Source organism: Paraglaciecola algarum (genome assembly GCF_021532655.1).
Lineage (GTDB): Bacteria > Pseudomonadota > Gammaproteobacteria > Enterobacterales > Alteromonadaceae > Paraglaciecola > Paraglaciecola algarum.
On record NZ_JAKGAS010000011.1, the window covers coordinates 57,001 to 76,412 of the forward strand.

The following is a 19,412-nucleotide window of genomic DNA, read 5'->3' on the forward strand; positions in this document are numbered from 1 at the left end:
CAACACTAAATAAAACCACTATTATCCGGTGAGGTTAATAGTGACTTTGTTCAGACATTTAAATACTTACTCAAATTAATTACGTCAAATAGATAAAACCAACTTATCGCCTTTTGGCACTTTTGGTATAGATGTGATTAATTTAACTTAGTTAACTTATTGATTTAAAGAACAACAAATGAGCATAAACAATTTAGGTTAATATTTTGCGCCATAATGGAGACACTTTGTAATTTCATTGTCCATATTTTTTACACTAGCAAATAATTAAACTTTAAAAAACAACCTAACACATTAATATTATTAAACTTTAATTGGTTGGCCTGGTTTGTGCTTAGAACAATCTGTTAACTAATTCAATGTGCTTTAGGAAGAGGTAGTGGTAATGAAATCCATACATAAAAATTTATTAATCGCATCATCTGTTTTGTTTTCGAGTGTGTCAATTGCAGGAACAACCACTTGGGAATGGAATTTAAATAATGAGTCAGTAGGAAAAGATTACATCAGCAATGGTGATTATGAGTATCTTTCTACAAATGATATCACTAATCAAAAACAAGTTGATTTACATGCTTTTTCCGATACAGCAGGTCAACAGGACGATCAGATTACAGCTGCAAAATTTGACAGATATAGTAGTGGATGGGGTGTAGTCAACTACGATAGTGAGAGTGGTAGTCCAGAACATGCATTTGACAACAAAGACTTAGGGATAACCCAAGGCCCTTGTCCAACTGGCTACCGACATTCTAGTCGCGGAGGATCGTATTCAGACAAGTGCTATAAATCCAGTGGATTCGATGGGTATATAGATGATTTGGATTATGACGAAACCGACTACGATATGGCACTTATAAGTTTCGATACATCTGTTGCCTTAACCGAAATCGACTTTGGTTGGACAAATGGTGGTAATGGAGATTTTACATTATTGGCATATACTGGTGGCTCTAATAGCGTTAACTCGCCTGGTACAGGTACTTGGAGCGACGTAAACTCTTCGAGTGACTGGACCACTATAGGAAATTATGAAAATGCTACAAATAGTGGTTATTATGCAGTAAATCAAAATGCCCCAATAGTTGAATCTAAGTTTTGGTTATTAGGCGCATATAACAGCGTATTTGATAAAAATGGAGAAGCGTCACTTAGTGAAAATAATGATGCTTTTAAAATTAGAGGTTTGAAAGCTCTTACTCAGTCTAATGATGTATCTTCACCATCTGCATTTGCTTTATTATTAATGGGGCTTGGCGGACTTTATATTCGTAGAAACAAGAAAGCATAGTTTCTTTTTATTCACAAAAAAAGATGGCTTAGCCATCTTTTTTTTGGGTTGATTTCCTAAAATCTCCCTAAAATCCCTACCGCTATTTAATAACTGCGTTAAGATAGTCCCTTATTATTCTTCATAGGTTTAACTTCATGATTTGTTTTGTAAAACGCCTTATTGTTTGTTGTTTACTAGTTACTTTTTCATTTATAGCTAGAGCTGCAGACCCTATGTATGAACAAGCATTACAATCATATCAGCAACAAAAATATGAAGAGTCCTATATTTACCTAAAAAATGCTCTACAAAATAATCCTAAAAATTTACCAGCTAAACTATTACTCGGTAAACTATTCACCAGAAATGGATTCTATGAAGCGGCAATCAAAGAGTTTAAACAGGCGTTAGAATATAAAATAGATATCGAATTAGTATTATTACCATTAGGGAATGTATTACTTTTTAACGAGCAATACCAAGATGTGATTGATTTAGGCAAAGGTTATCAGCTATCTGACGAATCAAAATTTGAATGGCATATGTTGTCAGCATCAGCTTATTCAAATTTAAACAAACCAAAAATGGCTGCACAAGAGTATCAATCGGCGTTAGCTTTAGAACCAAACAATACTCGCGTTTTAAATAGTTTAGCTTTTATGTATTTGTCAAATAATGACCTAGATAAAGCTCAAAATTTCTTATTCTCTTCATTAAAAATAGATCCTAACGATGAGCGTACATGGCACTTAAATGGAAAAGTCTCGGAAGCACAAGGACAAATTGAGCAAGCTTTAGAGCATTACCAACATGCTCTAAACTTGTATCCAAACGATCCAGTAATCATGCGCTCCTTGGCTTATGCTCTCATCTCAGCCAACAGAATAGATGAAGCAAAAACTTTAGCCGAAGCCATCATTAAACAAACGCCAGACGACCCTTTTGCTATGTTACTTAATAGTTGGCTCTTATCAAAAAGTGAAGAAGAAGACTTAGCCACAGTCATTATTGAAAGTTTAAATAATAAACTTTCTTTAGTGACTGACGAGCAGTATAAAAAGAAGGACTCTTTATTGTTTGTTAAAGGCATGACCGCTTATATTCAGGGTAATTTTGAACAAGCTCGCAGGAGTCTAAGTCAATATATTAAAAACTACTCCCACGATATCAATGCCGTATCTATGTTAGTTGAAATATATACCTCTATGGGACAAAACAATGCAGCCATGCACTTGTTAGAAGGAAATGAACAACAACTGATAGAACATTTACCACAAGCATTAAAATTAGCTGATTTATATTTACAAAATGGTAAAGATTTTAAAGCCGAATATTGGCTGGCAGAACTACGTAATCGCTACCCTGATGATATAAAAATAATCCTCATGTCATCTAAAGCGTTAATTGCCCGTCAAAAAATAGACTCGGCCATAGAATTAATAATTGAAAGTGAAAAAAGGTTTCCTAAAAACGCCTCGCTTCGCTTAGCGAGAGGCATGATGTATATGCAAACGGCTCAATTTGATAAAGCATTAGTCATAGCAAACTCCTTAATAGAAGTAGAAAAGAGAAATCCAGATTTTTGGAATTTACAAGCAGCCTCATCACTTAGGTTAGGTGATTATAAACTATCCGAGCAGGCGATAGAAAATGTACTGGCCATTAACCCACAGCATTTCGTTGGGCGTTTCAATCAAGCCATGGTATTCACAAAAACTGAAAAACTGAATGAAGCCAAATTAATATTACAGTCTTTAGTAGAAGAATCCCCAAGAAACGCTAATGCTGTATTTCAGTTGGCCTTAGTAGAATCTAAAACAGGTGAACTTGATAAAGCGATTCAAAGATTGGAAGATTTATCCATCATTCAAAGTGGCAATCATAAAGTGTCTAAACTGTTACTTGACCTGTACACAAAAAATCAACAACATGCTGATGCCTTGAATAAAATAAGAAAAATTACCCGAGAGTTTCCTTTAGATCCAGAATTTGCTATCCGCAAAGCTGAAATTTTAATTGCCAATAGAAAAGTAGTTGAAGCAAAAGACCAATTAACCAAACTATACAACTTATGGTTAAACGATCCTGAAAAACTCTATAGGCTAAGCAGCATGCAACAAAGTGTAGAGGATTTCGAAGGAGCATCAGAAACTCTGCAAAAAGCCTTAAGTTTTTTACCCCGCCACTTACTTCTTAATCTAGAGTATGCTCGTCTAAACCTGCAACTTGGTGATATTGATTCGGCGCTAAGTGTTTCTCAAGATATGCAAAAACAATACGGCGAAAATGCAAATATATTATTATTAGTGGGTGATATCCACCTTGAAAAACAAGAGTTAGAACTCGCTCAAAAATCTTATTTACAAGCAGCCAGATTACAACCAAATTTTCAATTACCTGTACTTAAGTTATATGAGTTAGCGAGACGTAATATTAACGCCAAAGAATTTCATCAATTCATCGTCGAACTAGTCAACAGCAATCCAGAGAACAAATGGCAGAGAAAACTATTAGCAGATCACTTAATCAACATTGGTGAATGGCAAAAGGCTGAACCTCATTATCAAAAACTGCTTACCTATGATGGTTTATCAAATAATGCTGGGATCCTAAATAATTTGGCTAATATCTATTTTGAAAAAAATATCCAACAAGCCCATACTTATGCAAAAAAAGCTTTAAATAGTGCTCCTGATAATTATTCGGTGCTTGATACTTACGGGTGGATATTAGTAAAGCTACAAAGGTACGAAGATGCGCTAGGTTATCTAAGGCAGGCGCACGCTATTGAATCAAAAGATCCATCTAATCGTTATCATATAGCATACACATTGCATAAATTAGGGCGATTGAAAGAAGCAAAAGCCGAAATAACAGATATTCTCAATAATTACTCGGAGTTCCCAGAAAAAATTGAAGCAGAAAAGTTAAGTTCGTTAATGTGAGAGCAACCCATCTAATTAAGTGAAAAGTTAATAAGTGAAAGTCGATTTTCATTAATTTAGATAAATCGAATTTAAGCAAAATGCGGACGATTCAATAAAACCCGCATTCTCACAATATCCTCTTTTAAATTTCCAAATTTGGAGCTTTCTGCTACTGGATTTTTAACCTCTTTTTTTGTACGCTCCTTTCAAAGGGCGTGCTCCAAATACGAGCTCCAAGCCTACTTCAACCAACTTATTCAATTCCTCCATTACAATACTGGTTAGCACAAGTTAATGAAGTGGTAGATGAGTATTCACCAGATGTAATATGGTTCGACTCATGGATGAATATGTTGCCTGAGTCCTATCGCCAAGAAATGGCTGCACATTACTTTAATCATGCTCAAAAAACTAATCAGCAAGTGGTAACTGTACATAAACATAACGACATGCCTATGACCTTAAGTGTATTGGATTTTGAACAAGGCGGACGCCGTGATTTACATCCAATGCCTTGGATGACAGATATCACTTTGGGTCAAAGCAGATGGTCGTATATTGAAGGTGAAACTTACAAAGATCCGGCTTTAGTTATACGCAATATGATTGATGTTTGGAGTAAAAATGGCACGGTTTTACTCAACGTGTCTCCCCAAGCAAATGGCATTATCAATCAGCAACAAAGAAGTGCCTTGAAACAAATAGGCCAATGGTTAGAAACCCATGGAGAAGCGGTTTATGCCACACGTCCTTTTGACACCTATGGCTACGGGACAGCAGGTAACCAAGCAAGCAGTCATGACGGGCAATCTGCAAAAATAGCCTATTCCGCTGAAGATGTACGTTTTACCGTCGCCAAAGACGGTAAAGCTATGTACGTGTTCTTTTTGGGCAAGCCTAAACCTAGTAGCCTAGTTAAAATCAAAGCCTTAGGCAGACACCGTTATGCCCCCCACTCTGCAGTGCAAAAAGTTACTTTATTGGGCTGCAATCAAGAAATCGAATGGTTAGACGACAGCTATTCATTCAATTTAACTATGCCGAAAACAGGCATGAATGATATCGCCACTGTTTTTAAGTTACATCTTAAGTAGGACAAGCCATAGTATGAAATTATCGTCTTCACTTATTACATCGCTTTCTTTGGGTTTATGTTCAGTGCTTGCAGCTCTAACACTTTGGAGCACAAGGCTGCCCTAAGTGAAAAGTGTGTGAATGAGAGCTACGCTGCAAAAATACAGCGTTTAGGAATAACTGATGAAGGTCATCTGAGTTCAGCTTCAAAAAGGGCACTAGCTTGGCCTGAACGCAATAACAACTGGTATGGTCAATTTAGAGTTAGTAATCTAAAAGGAGATTTTGCTTATGAAGAAGGGGTAACACGTAGAGATCCAAGCTCAATATTATTTGAAGATGGTTTGTACCATACTTGGTATTCAAGATCAGAAGGTCCTAGCAAAGGCTTTACCAAGAATTTCGACGATAAAACCTGGCCTTGGGATTACACAGATGTTTGGCATGCGACATCAAAAGACGGCATCACTTGGAAAGAACAACAAGTAGCAGTGGCCAGAGGTAAAGCTGGCGAGTTTGATGATAGGTCGGTATTTACACCAGAGGTATTTAAGCATGATGGAACCTACTACCTTGTCTATCAAACAGTTAAATCACCGTATATTCAAAGAGTTAAAAATCAAGTTGGTATTTCTACCGCAAACTCTCCATGGGGTCCTTGGAAAAAACACCCTAAACCTATTTTAAGCCCAGCTGACAATGGTCAATGGCTAGGCGATGATCCACACGATAGATTTAGCGTGGTAAACAAAAGGGATTTTGATAGTCATAAAGTACATGATCCCTACTTAACTTTTTTTAATGGTAAGTTTCATTTGTACTATAAAGGTGAACAGATGGGTTGGGAGATCACCTTTGGCGGTCGAGAAATTCGACACGGTGTAGCCACCTCTGATTCTCCCTTTGGTCCATATACAAAATCACCATTCAATCCAATTTCCAATAGTGGGCATGAGGTCGCCATTTGGCATTATGACGGTGGGATCGGCTCTTTAATTACTACTGATGGACCGGAAAGAAATACGGTTCAATGGGCAAAAGACGGAGTTAATTTCGAAATACTTGCCCATATAAAATCAGCTCCCAATGCAATGGGCCTGTTAAGAACCAATGACCATAGTCAACAGCCTTTTAAAATATTTGATTGGGGACTAACCCATAAGTACCAAAATAAGGATTACCAGTACATTCAGCGTTTTGATGGTAGCCAACCAAAAAGATCTATTACTTTAGTTACTTATAAACTTAAGTGCGCCAAGTAATTTCTTGTAGGTTAAAAGCTTTGGTTATAAAAGAGAAACCATAAAAAATCCCGCGTTTGTATAACGCGGGATTTTATTGTTCAAGAAATAATCAAACCATTTTCATCTGCATCAATTCTAATTTTACTATCTTCTTTTAAATTTCCAGATAAGATCTTTTCTGCTAATGGGTTTTCAATTTCTGTTTGTATCGCTCGTTTTAACGGCCTTGCACCAAATACAGGATCAAAGCCCGCATCAGCTAACTTGCTTAATGCTTCCATACTCATCTCTAAGGTATACCCTTTATCAGCTAATCGATCTCTTAAAGTAGCTAATTGAATTTTAGCAATAGAGGTGATTTGCTCTTTACCTAATGGATGGAATACCACAGTGTCATCCACTCGATTTAAAAACTCTGGTCTAAAGTGCGTACTCACTACTTCCATCACCAAGTTTTTAACTTGTTGATAATCATTATTTTGACTAGCTTCTTGAATAATGTCAGAGCCTAAATTAGAGGTCATAATGATCACGGTGTTTTTAAAATCGACTGTGCGTCCCTGCCCGTCAGTTAACCGCCCGTCATCTAATACTTGGAGTAAAATATTAAACACGTCTGGATGAGCTTTTTCCACTTCATCTAGCAAGATCACCGAGTAAGGTTTACGACGCACGGCTTCAGTTAAATAACCACCTTCTTCATAACCCACATACCCAGGAGGTGCACCGACTAAGCGTGATACTGAATGTTTTTCCATAAACTCAGACATATCAATCCGCACCATGGCATCTTGAGTATCAAACAAAAAATTAGCCAAAGTTTTACAAAGCTCTGTTTTACCCACGCCCGTTGGGCCTAAAAATAAAAACGAACCTATGGGGCGATTTGGATCAGACAATCCTGCGCGTGAGCGACGAATAGCATTCGACACAGCATTCACTGCCTCACTTTGCCCCACTACTCGAGTATGTAAAGCTGATTCCATTTGCAATAATTTGGCCTTTTCCCCCTCAAGCATTTTTGAAACGGGTATACCTGTCCAACGAGATAATACATCGGCTATTTCGTTGTCTGTCACTCGGTTTTTAAGCAAGGTCGTTTCTTGAGTTTCAGATTCAGAAGCCAGTTCTAATTTAGCTTCCAACTCTGGAATACGTCCATATTGTAATTCAGACATACGGCTTAGATCAGAAGCCCTACGCGCTATCTCTAAATCTAACTTAGCTTGTTCAAGTTCAGAGCGAATAGATTGAGTACCTTGCATAGCTTGTTTTTCTGATATCCATACTTTTTCAAAATCAGAAAACTTATGTTCTGCTTGTTCACGCTCCAATTCAATGGCTTCTAAACGTTTATGGCTAGCATCATCTTTTTCCTTAGCCAGTGCCTGCTCTTCCAGTTTTAGTTGAATAATTCGACGCTCTAACCTATCCATATCTTCGGGCTTCGAATCCATTTGTAAACGAATACTAGACGCCGCCTCATCAATTAAATCAATGGCTTTGTCTGGTAATTGCCTATCGCTGATATATCTGTGTGACAACGAAGCCGCAGCAACTATAGCTGGATCGGTTATTTCTACTGAATGGTGTAGTTCGTAACGCTCTTTTAAACCACGTAAAATCGCAATAGTGTCTTCTACACTTGGCTCATCTACCAACACCTTTTGGAAACGTCGTTCAAGTGCTGCATCTTTTTCAATATACTGACGATATTCATCTAAAGTGGTAGCCCCCACACAATGTAATTCACCTCTGGCTAAGGCTGGTTTAAGCATATTACCGGCATCCATAGCACCTTCACCTTTACCGGCGCCGACCATAGTGTGTAGCTCGTCAATAAATAGAATGACTCGGCCTTCTTCCTTGCTCAGCTCGTTTAGCACAGCTTTTAAACGCTCTTCAAACTCGCCTCTAAATTTTGCACCGGCGACCAAAGCTCCCATGTCCAAGGCCAAGACTCGCTTATTTTTCAGGCCTTCAGGCACTTCAGAATTAATAATCCTTTGCGCTAGACCTTCAGCAATAGCCGTCTTACCCACGCCAGGCTCACCAATTAGTACAGGGTTGTTCTTGGTTCTACGCTGCAAGACTTGGATAGTTCGGCGAATTTCGTCATCTCGGCCAATGACAGGATCTAACTTGCCCTGCTCCGCTCGTTCAGTTAAATCTGTAGTAAATTTGTCTAAAGCTTGGCGCACATCTTCTGCATTTGGATCAGTAACCTTTTGGCCACCACGCATTTTTTCTATGGCATCTTCTAGTTTTTTCTGGTCTGCGCCTAATGATTTTAATATCTCACCTAACGCACCTTTATCTTGCAAAGCGGCCAATACAAACACTTCAGAAGTGATGTATTCGTCCTTGCGTTTTTGCGCATACTTATCACTCAAGTTAAGTAACACAACGGTATTTTTACCAAGTTGCACATCACCACCTGTACCGTCAACGCGTGGTAATTTATCCACAGCCTCAGATAAAGCGGAGCGCAAACTATTCACGTTAATTTGTGCTTGGTCAAATAAAGGACGTACAGATCCCCCCTGTTGATTAAGTAAGGCTGTCATTAAATGTACGGGTTCAATATATTGGTGGTCACGGCCTAATGCTAATGATTGAGCATCAGAAAGTGCCATTTGAAACTTACTGGTAAAACTGTCTAGTCTCATAATTAATACTCTTAAAAATTTCTCTTGATGAAATCGTTATGGGTACGTTTTTTGGACTAATCAATAGCAAGTAAGAAAAACATTATTATTTATAAGGTTATTTAATTTAAAAATTTAGCTTTGTTTTATATAAATGGCGCTGACCATTCGGCCTGTGGTGACTTGTGCAAAACCAGCTTCCAAGCCTTGATGTGTTGCTCTGCGGTGCGAGAAAAACAAGTCACTTTCAGCATAAGTGCACCTATCACCACCATAAATATTTTGGATCCCCAAAGCACTTAATTTTTGTTTAGCGATTAAATACATATCCACAAAGTATTTGTTATCAGAAGTCTCAATATTGGGTTTAAAAGCTTGGGGATAATCACTAAAGGTATCTTTAACTTCTTGGCCAACTTCAAAATGAGCTTGGCTAATAGCGGGTCCTATCCAAGCCATGATATTTTTTGTGTCGAGTTGAAGTTTACTGATAGTATTTTCAATCACACCATCAGCTAATCCTCGCCAACCTGCGTGAATTGCCGCCACTTTAGTGGCTTGTTTATCACAGACTAGAATGGGTAAACAATCGGCGGTCATGACTGCACAAACTCTTTGTTTTAAAGAAGTGTAACTTGCATCAGCTTCAACTTGATCACTGTCAGTGTTGTTCATATCAGCTAAATTTACACACTTAGTACTGTGAGTTTGTTTTAACCAAACATAATTTTCGTAGTTAGGTAATAAAGACCGGTTTTTTGCTACAACACTAGGATCGTCAAATACATGTTGCCCTAGGTTTAAACTATCAAAAGGCACTGAGCTATAGCCGCCTTTTCGAGTGCTAGTGTAGGCCACAATATTTTCAGGAGCAGGCCAACCCGGCTTTAATAAAGCCCTATCAGCCAACTGCAACTTATTTAACATATAAAATACTCAGGCATTAAAGGCTAAACCTCGCCCGTGCCATGTTCTGATTTGTCATCACGCAAAACCTTTAATAAAGCAACAAAGTCATTGGGTAATGGCGCTTTCCAACTTAACCATTCGCCAGTCACAGGATGAGTTAATTCTAATTGAATAGCGTGTAATGCTTGGCGACGAAATTTCCGTAACATCTCGACCATTTCTTCACTACATGCCTTTGGCGGTTTTGGACGTCCACCATAGGCTTGGTCGCCCACCAATGGATATCTTAGGTGAGACATATGCACCCTAATTTGATGGGTTCTTCCAGACTCCAATTTTAGTCGCACGTATGTATGGGCTCTAAATTTTTCAATCACTCGGTAGTGAGTCACAGCAGGTTTGCCCGACTCTCGAACAGCCATATTAGTACGTTTAGTTGGATGCCGTCCTATTGGTGCATCCACAGTACCACCCGCCACCATAGTACCTATCACTACTGCTTCATATTCACGGCTAATTTCTCGCGCTTGTAATTGTTCTACCAAATGCGTTTGGGCGGGAATAGTTTTAGCCACCACCATTAATCCAGTGGTGTCTTTATCTAGCCTGTGCACTATGCCTGCACGAGGAACATTAGCGATTTCAGGTGCGTGATTCAATAAAGCATTTAATACGGTACCATCACCGTTACCGGCTCCAGGGTGAACCACTAAATTCATAGGTTTATTAATAACTAAAATATGCTCATCTTCGTAAACAATATTTAAATCGATGTTTTGTGCCTTGTGTTGCACCTGAACTTCAATTTCAGCATCTATCTCAATTAACTCTTCACCCACAAGTTTTTCTCGTGGTTTATTTAAAACCACACCATCAACTTTGACATAATTAGCCAAAATCCAATCTTTTAGTCGAGATCTTGAATAATCGGGGAACATTTCGGCTAAAGCTTGATCTAACCTCTTACCGAGTAAATCTTCTGGCACCTGTGCCTGTAATTGTATTTTTTCATGAGAGGTAGACATGCTTTGAATATCCTGAATCTGTTTCGCAACGATTTATAGGTGCATAGCCCAATATGCTAGGGTAGAATGCGTGACAAATATCGTTTAAGTAAAAGAGTATTCTAACGGATTTTTAATCCTAATGAATCAAACATCATTAAACGAACGAAGAAATAACAGAAATTAAGAGTAATATGATCAGTAAAATCACATTAAAAGAAATTTTATTAGCCGCAGCACTTGTTGCTTTTGTTGGCTGTTCATCAGCGCCAGAAGATAAAGACGTCGAATTAATTCTTAAAAATCAAGGTGCCCAGGGTTTATATCAAGACGCTAAAAATAAAATGAAGATGGGTAACTATGGTGCTGCAACAGAAGCATTAAGTTCATTGGATTCGCGCTTTCCTTTTGGGCCACTATCTCACCAAGTGCAACTTGATTTAATCTATGGCTACTATAAATCAGGTAAAACCGACGAAGGCTTGGCTATTATCGATAGATTTATTCGCTTAAACCCTAATCACTCAGATGTAGATTACGCTATTTACATGCGCGGTTTAACTAATATGGAAGTTGACCGTAATCTTTTCCAAGAGCTAGTTGGAATAGATCGCTCAGACCGTGATCCTAGTAATTCAAGACAAGCATTTAATGATTTTCGTCGTTTAATTGAAAAATTTCCAGATAGTAAATATGCCGCAGATGCGCAAAAACGCATGTTACATATTAAAAGTCGATTAGCGAAATATGAAATTGCCATTGCTCGTTATTACATGCGCCGTGAAGCTTTTGTTGCTGCCGCAAATCGTGGACGTTATGTAATTGAAAATTATTACGATACTAAACACGTGCAAGAAGCGCTAGAGATAATGGTGGAATGTTACGATCAACTTAAATTAGATGATCTAAAAGACAATGCGATGAAAACATTAAAGCTTAATTACCCTAATAGTAGTTTTATTAGCTAATCGATTGCTATTGATTTTGTTCTAATAAAAGCGTGCTAAGTGAAGTTAGCGCGCTTTTTTTATATCTTTGTAGATGGGGGCGAACATTTTAACAATTAAATTGCCTCGTCGTTTTCTTCACCGGTACGGATCCGAATAGCTCGTTCAACATTGGTGACAAAAATTTTACCATCACCAATTTTTCCTGTTTTAGCGGCACTTTTAATAGCTTCAATGCTTCTGTCTAGCTGATCATCCGTCACTACAATTTCGATTTTAACTTTAGGTAAAAAGTCGACCTTGTATTCTGCGCCACGATACAACTCGGTATGACCTTTCTGTCTTCCGAAGCCTTTTACCTCAGTGACAGTTAAGCCACTTATCCCCGCTTCCGACAAATTCTCTCTTACATCATCTAATTTGAACGGCTTTATTATCGCTTCAATTTTTTTCATTATAATTCTCTCGTTAACTCAATCGTAAATAGTCGGAATAGGCACACGTTTGTGTTGAGTTTTCACAAATATGTCAATTAACTTACTAGACACATAGTCATCAACGGCTTTACCTTCTAGAAAGTCATCTATTTGATCATAGGTTAAACCTAAAGCTTGTTCGTCAGACTTTTGCGGAGATAAACTTTCCAAATCGGCAGTGGGCGCTTTATTTACTACCTGCTCTGGCGCCCCTAAATAACCAGCTACTTGCCTTACTTGACGTTTATTTAAGCCAAACAAAGGCGCTAGATCACAGGCTCCATCGCCATATTTGGTATAAAAACCGGTAATGTTTTCTGCTGAATGATCAGTACCTAAAACTAACCCATCGAGCAATCCTGCCACTTGATATTGGATCACCATACGGGTTCTCGCTTTTACATTACCTTTCACAAAATCTTGTTTGGTTTCGCTCTTTGGCAATAAGCCAGTACCTGTCATAGCTTCAATCGTTTGTTGATCTATGGCATCTGCTCCTGGTTGGACATTAACCGCTAAACTCTGGCTGGGTTGAATAAAATCAATAGAAGCTTGAGCATCCACCTCATCAGCTTGAACATTGTAAGGTAAACGCACTGCAATAAACTGATAACCTGCGTCTGTTTCTTTATTTAGCTCGTCAACGGCCAATTGAGCCAAGCGACCTAAAGTACAAGAATCAATGCCACCACTTATGCCCAACACTAAGGTTTTCATGTGACTATTTAATAATTGAGATTTAATAAAATCCACACGTCTTGCCACTTCAAACTCAACCTCTATCTCAGGTAGTACTCGCATTTCTTCAATTATAGTTTGACTGTGCATATTCTCTCTCTAAACATTATTTACATTAAAAGCATACATGTATGTATATTGTGGCTTACCATTCACTGATAATTTATACCCTAAACAGTTATAAATTAGTTTATATTCTTTAAGGTGTAGTTAACTTGGAGCTAGTGACGTGAAACATCAAAACGGCGTGACTTTAATTGAATTAATGATCACCCTTGCCATAGTAACGATTATTTTAACTTCTGTTGGCCCCAGCATTCAAAGTATATTAATAAAAAATCGTATTGTAGCTGAAATCAACGAACTTAGTGCGTTAGTGCAATACGCTCGTCATCAAGCTATTGACGAACAAACACTTGTCACTGTATGCCCTTCTTTAGATTATACCAATTGCACAACTGATTGGAACAATCCCAAAATGGCCTTTATTGATAGTGATAATAACGCTATTCGAGGAGCGACAGAAGAGCTGATTGTCAGTGTTGCTGCTGCATCTGATGCAAATTTAATCACTAGTACCCAAAACAGCATAATTTTTGAAGAAACGGGCCAAGCCAACAATGCAGTAGAAATTCTCCTTTGCCACAAAGACAAAAGTGCTGAATATGCCCGTTCAATAACTATTACCTTGCAAGGTAGAGTAAAAATGAGTACCGACAGTGATAAAAACGGTATTTATGAAAATGCCGCTGGTACGCCGTTAACTTGTTAATTCCAAAAACCACTATTTTCTCTCTACTTCCTGCCTAGATTCGGATTAGATAATCTGTATTTTTGCAAAACGTTTTTAAAAAACGTTATATTGTCATAAAAGTCATTCAAACTTAATTTATGCTAACTTTATCTTCAAAATTTATACGCCCAAGATCAACAGCCCCTAGCTTTTTGGAATTCAGATGCGCCTATTACACACTATGCTCAGAGTTAACGACTTACAGAAATCGATAAATTTTTATACTCAAATAATGGGTATGAAATTATTACGACAAAGTGAAAATGAAGAATATAAATACTCACTAGCCTTTGTTGGTTATGGCGAAGAATCAAACCAAACTGTCATTGAACTTACCTACAATTGGGACAAGAATGAGTATGATTTAGGTGATGCATTTGGCCACTTAGCGATTGGTGTTGACGATATTCATTCGGTTTGTAACCAAATAAAACAACAAGGCGGAGAAGTATTTAGAGAGCCTGGTCCAGTATTAGGCGGTACAACTATTATTGCATTTGTACGTGATCCGAATGGTTATAGCATTGAATTAATAGAAGAAAAATAATGAAAAAGATCAATCTATTAGCTGGGTTACTTGCGCTAGTACTAGTTAGTACTTATTCGTTAGCTACTGAGTTAGTTATCGCTCATCGCGGTGCATCCGGTTATTTACCTGAACACACTTTAGAATCAGCCACTCTAGCCTACGCTCAAGGTGCTGATTTTATCGAACAAGATTTAGTGGTCAGTAAAGATAATGTACTCATTGTTTTGCACGACATTCATCTAGAAACAGTCACCAATGTCGAACAAAAGTTTCCAGCCAGAAACCGAAAAGATGGTCGATACTACGCAATTGACTTCACCTTAGCTGAATTAAAAACATTAACGGTTCACGAGAGGCAAACTAAAACTGGCCAGCTGGTTTTTGCTAATCGGTACCAAGGAAATAGTGATTTAAAAATAGCTACCTTTGAACAACAAATTGAACTGATCCAGCAACTCAATCGGCAGTTTTCTAAAAATATTGGTTTTTACCCTGAAATCAAATCACCGGCTTGGCATAAACAGCAAGGTGTCGATATCAGTAAGCTTGTTTTAGCAGTTTTACGCAAACATAAATTAGATAATGCACATGCCAACATTTATCTGCAATGTTTTGATTTTGCAGAAACCAAACGCCTACGTCACGAATTAAAAGCTAAGGTCAAACTTGTACAACTGATTGCCGAAAATGATTGGTTAGAATCCCCTACGGATTACGAGATTTTAAAAACCAGTAAAGGGTTAAAACAAATCGCACAAGTGGCTCAAGGCATAGGACCTTGGATCCCACAAATTATCGACTTAAAAACCTATCAACCCACAGGTTTGGTCGAACAGGCCCATAAACTTGGTTTAACCGTTCATCCCTATACCTTTAGGCAAGACGCCTTACCCGAAGGTTTGAATTCACAGCAAGCATTAGATTTATTGTTTAACAAACTTAAAGTGGATGGTGTTTTTAGTGACTTTCCAGACACGGTAGTTGAGTATTTGAATCAGTAGTTTACTAACTTATTATTGCTGAGGCATTTTATGAACTAGGCTCACTTTTGCGCTTCGCTAAATTTGTGCAAGGCACACCAAAACTGGCTAGCTTAGATTATTTTTGCTACCGCAGCACTAAAGTTGAGGCTGACTTTAAGTTTCACCTGCCCGTCTAAATCAAGCATGTTTTAGTTAACCTCAATACTGGATAAGAAATGCAGTAAAAAATATAATTTCCCTCTTTTATTCAATAAGTTAACCGAAATATCAACTATCCAGGAGAGCAAAGTAAAGGCAAGAGCAGAAATTTTTGTTCCTGTTAAAGGCGCTCTGAATATTGTCTAGTCATTCTAAACCCATTTAGAGCAACATCTATTGGGACAAAAAGAGCCATCTTGCAGGCGTTGCTTATCCAGAACTGAGGTTAGTTATTATGCGGAGTCTAAATACTTTACATTAAATTTAATCTCACCCCGCATTTTATTAACAAACATATCTGGTAAACTGGCACCTATATATTTTTATATGTACTACATGCACATTATCATTGCATTGTAATTTTACACATATCGCCGTTTTTGGCTGCTATTAAGGTTCCATATTTCATTTATGTCTTCTATTAAAACACTTTTTATTTCGATTCATGTTTCCTTACTTTCCTTAATGTTTTGTGGCAATGTTTTAGCTGATACAGATAAAAAAGATTGTGTGTCTTGTCATCAACAAGCTGTGTCAGATTGGCAAACCTCTGATCATGCCAAAGCAATGGACATTGCCACTTCTTACTCTGTACTAGGTGATTTCTCTGGTACAACAGCAACTCATCACAGCCAAACCGCCAAGTTTTATAAAAAAGGCCAAGATTTTCATATTACTTTCACAGAAGGTGGGAAAACTACAGATTACAAGGTAACTTACACCTTTGGTCACTACCCACTGCAACAGTATTTAATTGAAACAGACACTAAACGTTATCAAGTATTCCCCTTTGCTTGGGACTCACGACCTAAAGAACAAGACGGTCAAAACTGGTACCCTATTTACCCAGAAGAAGACGTGTTGCCTCAAGACAGATTACACTGGCAACAACCCTTACAAAACTGGAATGGTATGTGTGCAGACTGCCACTCTGATGGTTTAAAACGTCAATACACGCCAGCCACCAATCAATTTGACACTAAATGGGACAATATCAATGTTGGTTGCCAGTCTTGTCATGGAAAAATGGACGACCATCAATCATCACCCCTCAAAAATAGTAAAAATGCACTTAACTTGACCGCTGCAGAACAAAAACAAGTTGGCCATTGGTTACGTCAACCCAATGAAAAAGTCGCTACTTGGCAGGGTGAAAAACGTGATAACAGCTTTATGGACAACTGTTTTGCCTGCCACTCACTACGTACACCATTAACAGACGGAATTATCCCAAACGAACCGTTTTTAGATCAGTTCTCACCATCCTTGCTAAGTCAGCCTATGTATCATGTTGACGGGCAAATCAAAGAAGAAGTGTATGTGTATGGTTCATTTTTACAGAGTAAAATGTTTCATCAAGGAGTAAATTGCCTAGATTGCCATAACCCCCACTCAATGAAATTAAAGGTGGAAGGTAACGCCTTATGTTTACAATGTCATAGTGCTGAAGAATATCAAAAACCAACACATTTAAATCACCCAGCTGATTCAGCTGGTGGCCAATGTATTAACTGCCATATGCCAGAGAAAACTTATATGGGGGTAGATGCAAGGCGTGATCACAGCTTTAGGATCCCGCGACCAGAATTAACTGAAAAATATGGCGCGCCAAATACCTGTAACACTTGCCATACGGACGAAACTGCTAAGTGGGCTAAGAATCAAGTCAAAAACTTATATGGCAATAACAATGCATTAAGTAATACTGAACAAGATCTAATTCAATTACAGCACCAATATCGATTACCGCCGGTGCAACATTTTGCCATTATTAACGATGGTAAATTAAATGAAATTTATCGCGCCAGTGCTATCGCTTTATTACCTAACTCAGTGCAAGAACTAACAGATACACACATAAAAGCTTGGGTTAATTCGTCAGAGCCACTAATTAGATTGGCAACGGCTCAAATCGGATTCTTATTACCTTTACCAGAAAGAAATAAGAGTTACATAAAACTGCTACAAGACGATTTAAAGGCCATAAGAGTACAAGCTGCCAATCATTTATTAGAGTTGGGCTTAGAAAATTCACAAGCTTTAAAAACTGCATTTGACGAACTAGTCACTTCCCATGATGTAAGCATGTGGCGCGGAGAAGGTGGATTAAACGCAAGTATGTTGCAACTTAGCTTACAACAATTACAACCAGCCATAGATTCGTTGCAACATTCCATTAAGATTGACCCTTATTTCCCCGCAGCTTATGTCAATCTAGCCGATATATATCGGCGCTCACAAGCAGTAGACAAAGAAAAGTCTATCTATCAGCAAGGCATAAATGCTAACCCTAAATCAGGTATGTTGCATTACAGCTTTGGCCTGCACCAAATTCGAAGTGGTGATAAACAAAACTCGTTAAAGTCGTTCCAACAAGCGATTAAACTCGAGCCTGAAAACAGCCAATATGCGTATGTGTACTTTATTGCGTTAGATAATTTAGGCAAAACCAAACAAGCTCTTGCTCAATTGAAAATGGTTATCGGTAAATACCCTGCGCCATATCAATTGGCGCAGCTTGGTATGAGTTACGCGCAAAAATTACAAGATCGCGTGGCATATGATTACTTTCAAAGATATTTGAACTAGAGCCTTCGAGCATGATTTATTAACGGGGTAAATATGGCGGGTGAAACAGATTTAAATAGGCTACTCAGCTCGATGTCACCGAGTATAAATAATCAAGCGTTTGTTTTTACTAAAATTGAAAAGGCTGATTACCCAAAGCTAGAAAAGCTGCAACCTATCGGCACATTTCAAGAAAAAGAAGCCTTGACTGTTATTGTTACCAAACAAGCGGCTGAGCAATTTCATTTACCCTATGAAAGTGTTTTTAAATGTATCACCCTAAGCGTACATTCTAGTCTAGAAGCTGTGGGACTTACGGCAGCTGTTGCTAGCAAATTGGCTGAGTACAATATCAGCGCTAATGTTGTTGCTGCATATTACCATGACCATATTTTTGTTTGTGAAACAGATGCTGTTCAAGCTATGAAAGCCTTGCATGAGTTAAGTCAACAAGGCATATAGGGATACGGTAGGGTAAAGTTATTCTCCACGTATTTTAATTTGCAAGCCTTTCAAAAAGTTACGTAAAATTTGGTCTTTACATAAGCGATATTGGCGGTTTTCAGGTTTTCTAAATAACGCACTTAATTCATGTTTACTCATCTTAAAATCAGCCAACGCAATCACTTCCAATATTTCTTCCGCTTGCATGTTTAGGGCAATTTTAAGTTTTCTGAAAATAATATTGTTAGTTAACCTTTTTTCAACAGGAGCTTCGACACCCTCTTTTTTGCCACGCTTAAGGTTAATCAGACCGTTCAAAAAAAGTGAAAATTGAATATCAGAAATGGCCACAAATTGTGGATCATCATCTTTACGCAACCAAGAGTGTAAATCTTCTACTGTGGCGGGGTAATCTGCTTGAGTAAAAACTTTAATCATCTCCGCATCACTATAATCAAAAATGTAACGCACTCTTCTCAACACATCGTTGTTAATCATATTATTCCTAAAATTTGATATTGTTTAACTTTGGTTAAACGAATTGCCGCTAGTGTATAGCTTTCAGCATCAAAGCCCAAATTAATTACTGAATTAATCCTGTTTCATTTACTCAACTCAGCTATAAGTTTATTCGGCTACTGTCAGACAAGCCGGTGT

At 37.9% G+C, this 19,412-nt stretch carries 16 protein-coding genes; 10 read left to right on the forward strand and 6 right to left on the reverse strand.

The window, feature by feature from the left end:
- The first annotated feature begins 385 nt into the window (after window positions 1-385).
- The 4 genes from xdp1 (at window position 386) to L0668_RS17035 (ending at window position 6,536) form a co-directional block, all read left to right on the forward strand.
- Complete coding sequence (gene xdp1, locus L0668_RS17020; protein ID WP_235313922.1) at window positions 386-1,291, forward strand: exosortase-dependent surface protein XDP1; 906 nt, start codon at window positions 386-388, stop codon at window positions 1,289-1,291.
- A gap of 137 nt (window positions 1,292-1,428) precedes the next feature.
- Window positions 1,429-4,218, forward strand: coding sequence for an XrtA/PEP-CTERM system TPR-repeat protein PrsT (gene prsT, locus L0668_RS17025; RefSeq protein ID WP_235313923.1), 2,790 nt, complete (start codon window positions 1,429-1,431; stop codon window positions 4,216-4,218).
- A 197-nt stretch (window positions 4,219-4,415) separates the two neighbouring features.
- The gene (locus L0668_RS20940; protein ID WP_235313924.1) at window positions 4,416-5,294 is read left to right on the forward strand and encodes an alpha-L-fucosidase; all 879 of its coding nucleotides are present in this window, start codon (window positions 4,416-4,418) and stop codon (window positions 5,292-5,294) included.
- A 117-nt stretch (window positions 5,295-5,411) separates the two neighbouring features.
- The gene (locus tag L0668_RS17035; protein ID WP_235313925.1) at window positions 5,412-6,536 is read left to right on the forward strand and encodes a glycoside hydrolase family 117 protein; all 1,125 of its coding nucleotides are present in this window, start codon (window positions 5,412-5,414) and stop codon (window positions 6,534-6,536) included.
- An 80-nt stretch (window positions 6,537-6,616) separates the two neighbouring features.
- Here L0668_RS17035 and clpB read toward each other — a convergent pair whose 3' ends face one another.
- From clpB to rluD, 3 genes are all read right to left on the reverse strand, one after another.
- Entirely contained in the window at window positions 6,617-9,187 is a 2,571-nt protein-coding gene (gene clpB / locus L0668_RS17040; protein WP_235313926.1) for an ATP-dependent chaperone ClpB, read from the reverse strand.
- Between the two features lie 114 nt (window positions 9,188-9,301).
- Window positions 9,302-10,093 (reverse strand): peptidoglycan editing factor PgeF, encoded by a 792-nt coding sequence (gene pgeF, locus L0668_RS17045; RefSeq protein WP_235313927.1) that lies wholly within the window; start codon window positions 10,091-10,093, stop codon window positions 9,302-9,304.
- 23 nt (window positions 10,094-10,116) lie between these two features.
- Window positions 10,117-11,100: a 23S rRNA pseudouridine(1911/1915/1917) synthase RluD gene (gene rluD, locus L0668_RS17050; protein WP_235313928.1), complete on the reverse strand. Its 984-nt coding sequence runs from the start codon at window positions 11,098-11,100 to the stop codon at window positions 10,117-10,119.
- 173 nt (window positions 11,101-11,273) lie between these two features.
- Here rluD and L0668_RS17055 point away from each other — a divergent pair, with 173 nt between their 5' ends.
- Window positions 11,274-12,047 carry an outer membrane protein assembly factor BamD gene (locus L0668_RS17055; RefSeq protein ID WP_235313929.1) on the forward strand — a complete coding sequence of 258 codons (774 nt, stop codon included), beginning with the start codon at window positions 11,274-11,276 and terminating at the stop codon, window positions 12,045-12,047.
- A 95-nt stretch (window positions 12,048-12,142) separates the two neighbouring features.
- Here the strand turns inward: L0668_RS17055 and L0668_RS17060 are convergent, their stop codons facing one another.
- Together L0668_RS17060 and nadE are read right to left on the reverse strand one after the other, a co-directional pair.
- Entirely contained in the window at window positions 12,143-12,481 is a 339-nt protein-coding gene (locus L0668_RS17060) for a P-II family nitrogen regulator (protein WP_235313930.1), read from the reverse strand.
- 18 nt (window positions 12,482-12,499) lie between these two features.
- Window positions 12,500-13,330 (reverse strand): NAD(+) synthase, encoded by an 831-nt coding sequence (nadE, locus tag L0668_RS17065; protein ID WP_235313931.1) that lies wholly within the window; start codon window positions 13,328-13,330, stop codon window positions 12,500-12,502.
- A 139-nt stretch (window positions 13,331-13,469) separates the two neighbouring features.
- On the opposite strand from nadE, the gene L0668_RS17070 reads away from it, so the two are divergent.
- The 5 genes from L0668_RS17070 (at window position 13,470) to L0668_RS17090 (ending at window position 18,773) form a co-directional block, all read left to right on the forward strand.
- Window positions 13,470-14,012 (forward strand): GspH/FimT family pseudopilin, encoded by a 543-nt coding sequence (locus L0668_RS17070; RefSeq protein WP_235313932.1) that lies wholly within the window; start codon window positions 13,470-13,472, stop codon window positions 14,010-14,012.
- Between the two features lie 184 nt (window positions 14,013-14,196).
- Window positions 14,197-14,580 carry a lactoylglutathione lyase gene (gene gloA, locus L0668_RS17075; protein WP_235313933.1) on the forward strand — a complete coding sequence of 128 codons (384 nt, stop codon included), beginning with the start codon at window positions 14,197-14,199 and terminating at the stop codon, window positions 14,578-14,580.
- Window positions 14,580-15,563, forward strand: coding sequence for a glycerophosphodiester phosphodiesterase (gene glpQ / locus L0668_RS17080; protein WP_235313934.1), 984 nt, complete (start codon window positions 14,580-14,582; stop codon window positions 15,561-15,563). The genes gloA and glpQ overlap by 1 nt, the downstream gene beginning before the upstream one ends.
- 591 nt (window positions 15,564-16,154) lie before the next feature.
- Entirely contained in the window at window positions 16,155-18,332 is a 2,178-nt protein-coding gene (locus L0668_RS17085) for a multiheme c-type cytochrome (protein WP_235313935.1), read from the forward strand.
- 33 nt (window positions 18,333-18,365) lie between these two features.
- Window positions 18,366-18,773, forward strand: a complete 408-nt coding sequence (locus L0668_RS17090) for an ACT domain-containing protein (protein ID WP_268820414.1) — start codon at window positions 18,366-18,368, stop codon at window positions 18,771-18,773.
- An 18-nt stretch (window positions 18,774-18,791) separates the two neighbouring features.
- Here the strand turns inward: L0668_RS17090 and L0668_RS17095 are convergent, their stop codons facing one another.
- Window positions 18,792-19,253, reverse strand: coding sequence for a YehS family protein (locus L0668_RS17095; RefSeq protein ID WP_235313937.1), 462 nt, complete (start codon window positions 19,251-19,253; stop codon window positions 18,792-18,794).
- Between the last annotated feature and the right edge of the window lie 159 nt (window positions 19,254-19,412).

Coding starts and splice junctions, on each gene's coding strand:
- L0668_RS17095 (WP_235313937.1), bottom strand. CDS start 19,253: ATGATTAACAACGATGTGTTGAGAAGAGTGCGTTACATTTTTGATTAT.
- L0668_RS17060 (WP_235313930.1), bottom strand. CDS start 12,481: ATGAAAAAAATTGAAGCGATAATAAAGCCGTTCAAATTAGATGATGTA.
- glpQ (WP_235313934.1), top strand. CDS start 14,580: ATGAAAAAGATCAATCTATTAGCTGGGTTACTTGCGCTAGTACTAGTT.
- L0668_RS17090 (WP_268820414.1), top strand. CDS start 18,366: ATGGCGGGTGAAACAGATTTAAATAGGCTACTCAGCTCGATGTCACCG.
- nadE (WP_235313931.1), bottom strand. CDS start 13,330: ATGCACAGTCAAACTATAATTGAAGAAATGCGAGTACTACCTGAGATA.
- xdp1 (WP_235313922.1), top strand. CDS start 386: ATGAAATCCATACATAAAAATTTATTAATCGCATCATCTGTTTTGTTT.
- rluD (WP_235313928.1), bottom strand. CDS start 11,100: ATGTCTACCTCTCATGAAAAAATACAATTACAGGCACAGGTGCCAGAA.
- prsT (WP_235313923.1), top strand. CDS start 1,429: ATGATTTGTTTTGTAAAACGCCTTATTGTTTGTTGTTTACTAGTTACT.
- L0668_RS17085 (WP_235313935.1), top strand. CDS start 16,155: ATGTCTTCTATTAAAACACTTTTTATTTCGATTCATGTTTCCTTACTT.
- L0668_RS17055 (WP_235313929.1), top strand. CDS start 11,274: ATGATCAGTAAAATCACATTAAAAGAAATTTTATTAGCCGCAGCACTT.
- gloA (WP_235313933.1), top strand. CDS start 14,197: ATGCGCCTATTACACACTATGCTCAGAGTTAACGACTTACAGAAATCG.
- pgeF (WP_235313927.1), bottom strand. CDS start 10,093: ATGTTAAATAAGTTGCAGTTGGCTGATAGGGCTTTATTAAAGCCGGGT.
- clpB (WP_235313926.1), bottom strand. CDS start 9,187: ATGAGACTAGACAGTTTTACCAGTAAGTTTCAAATGGCACTTTCTGAT.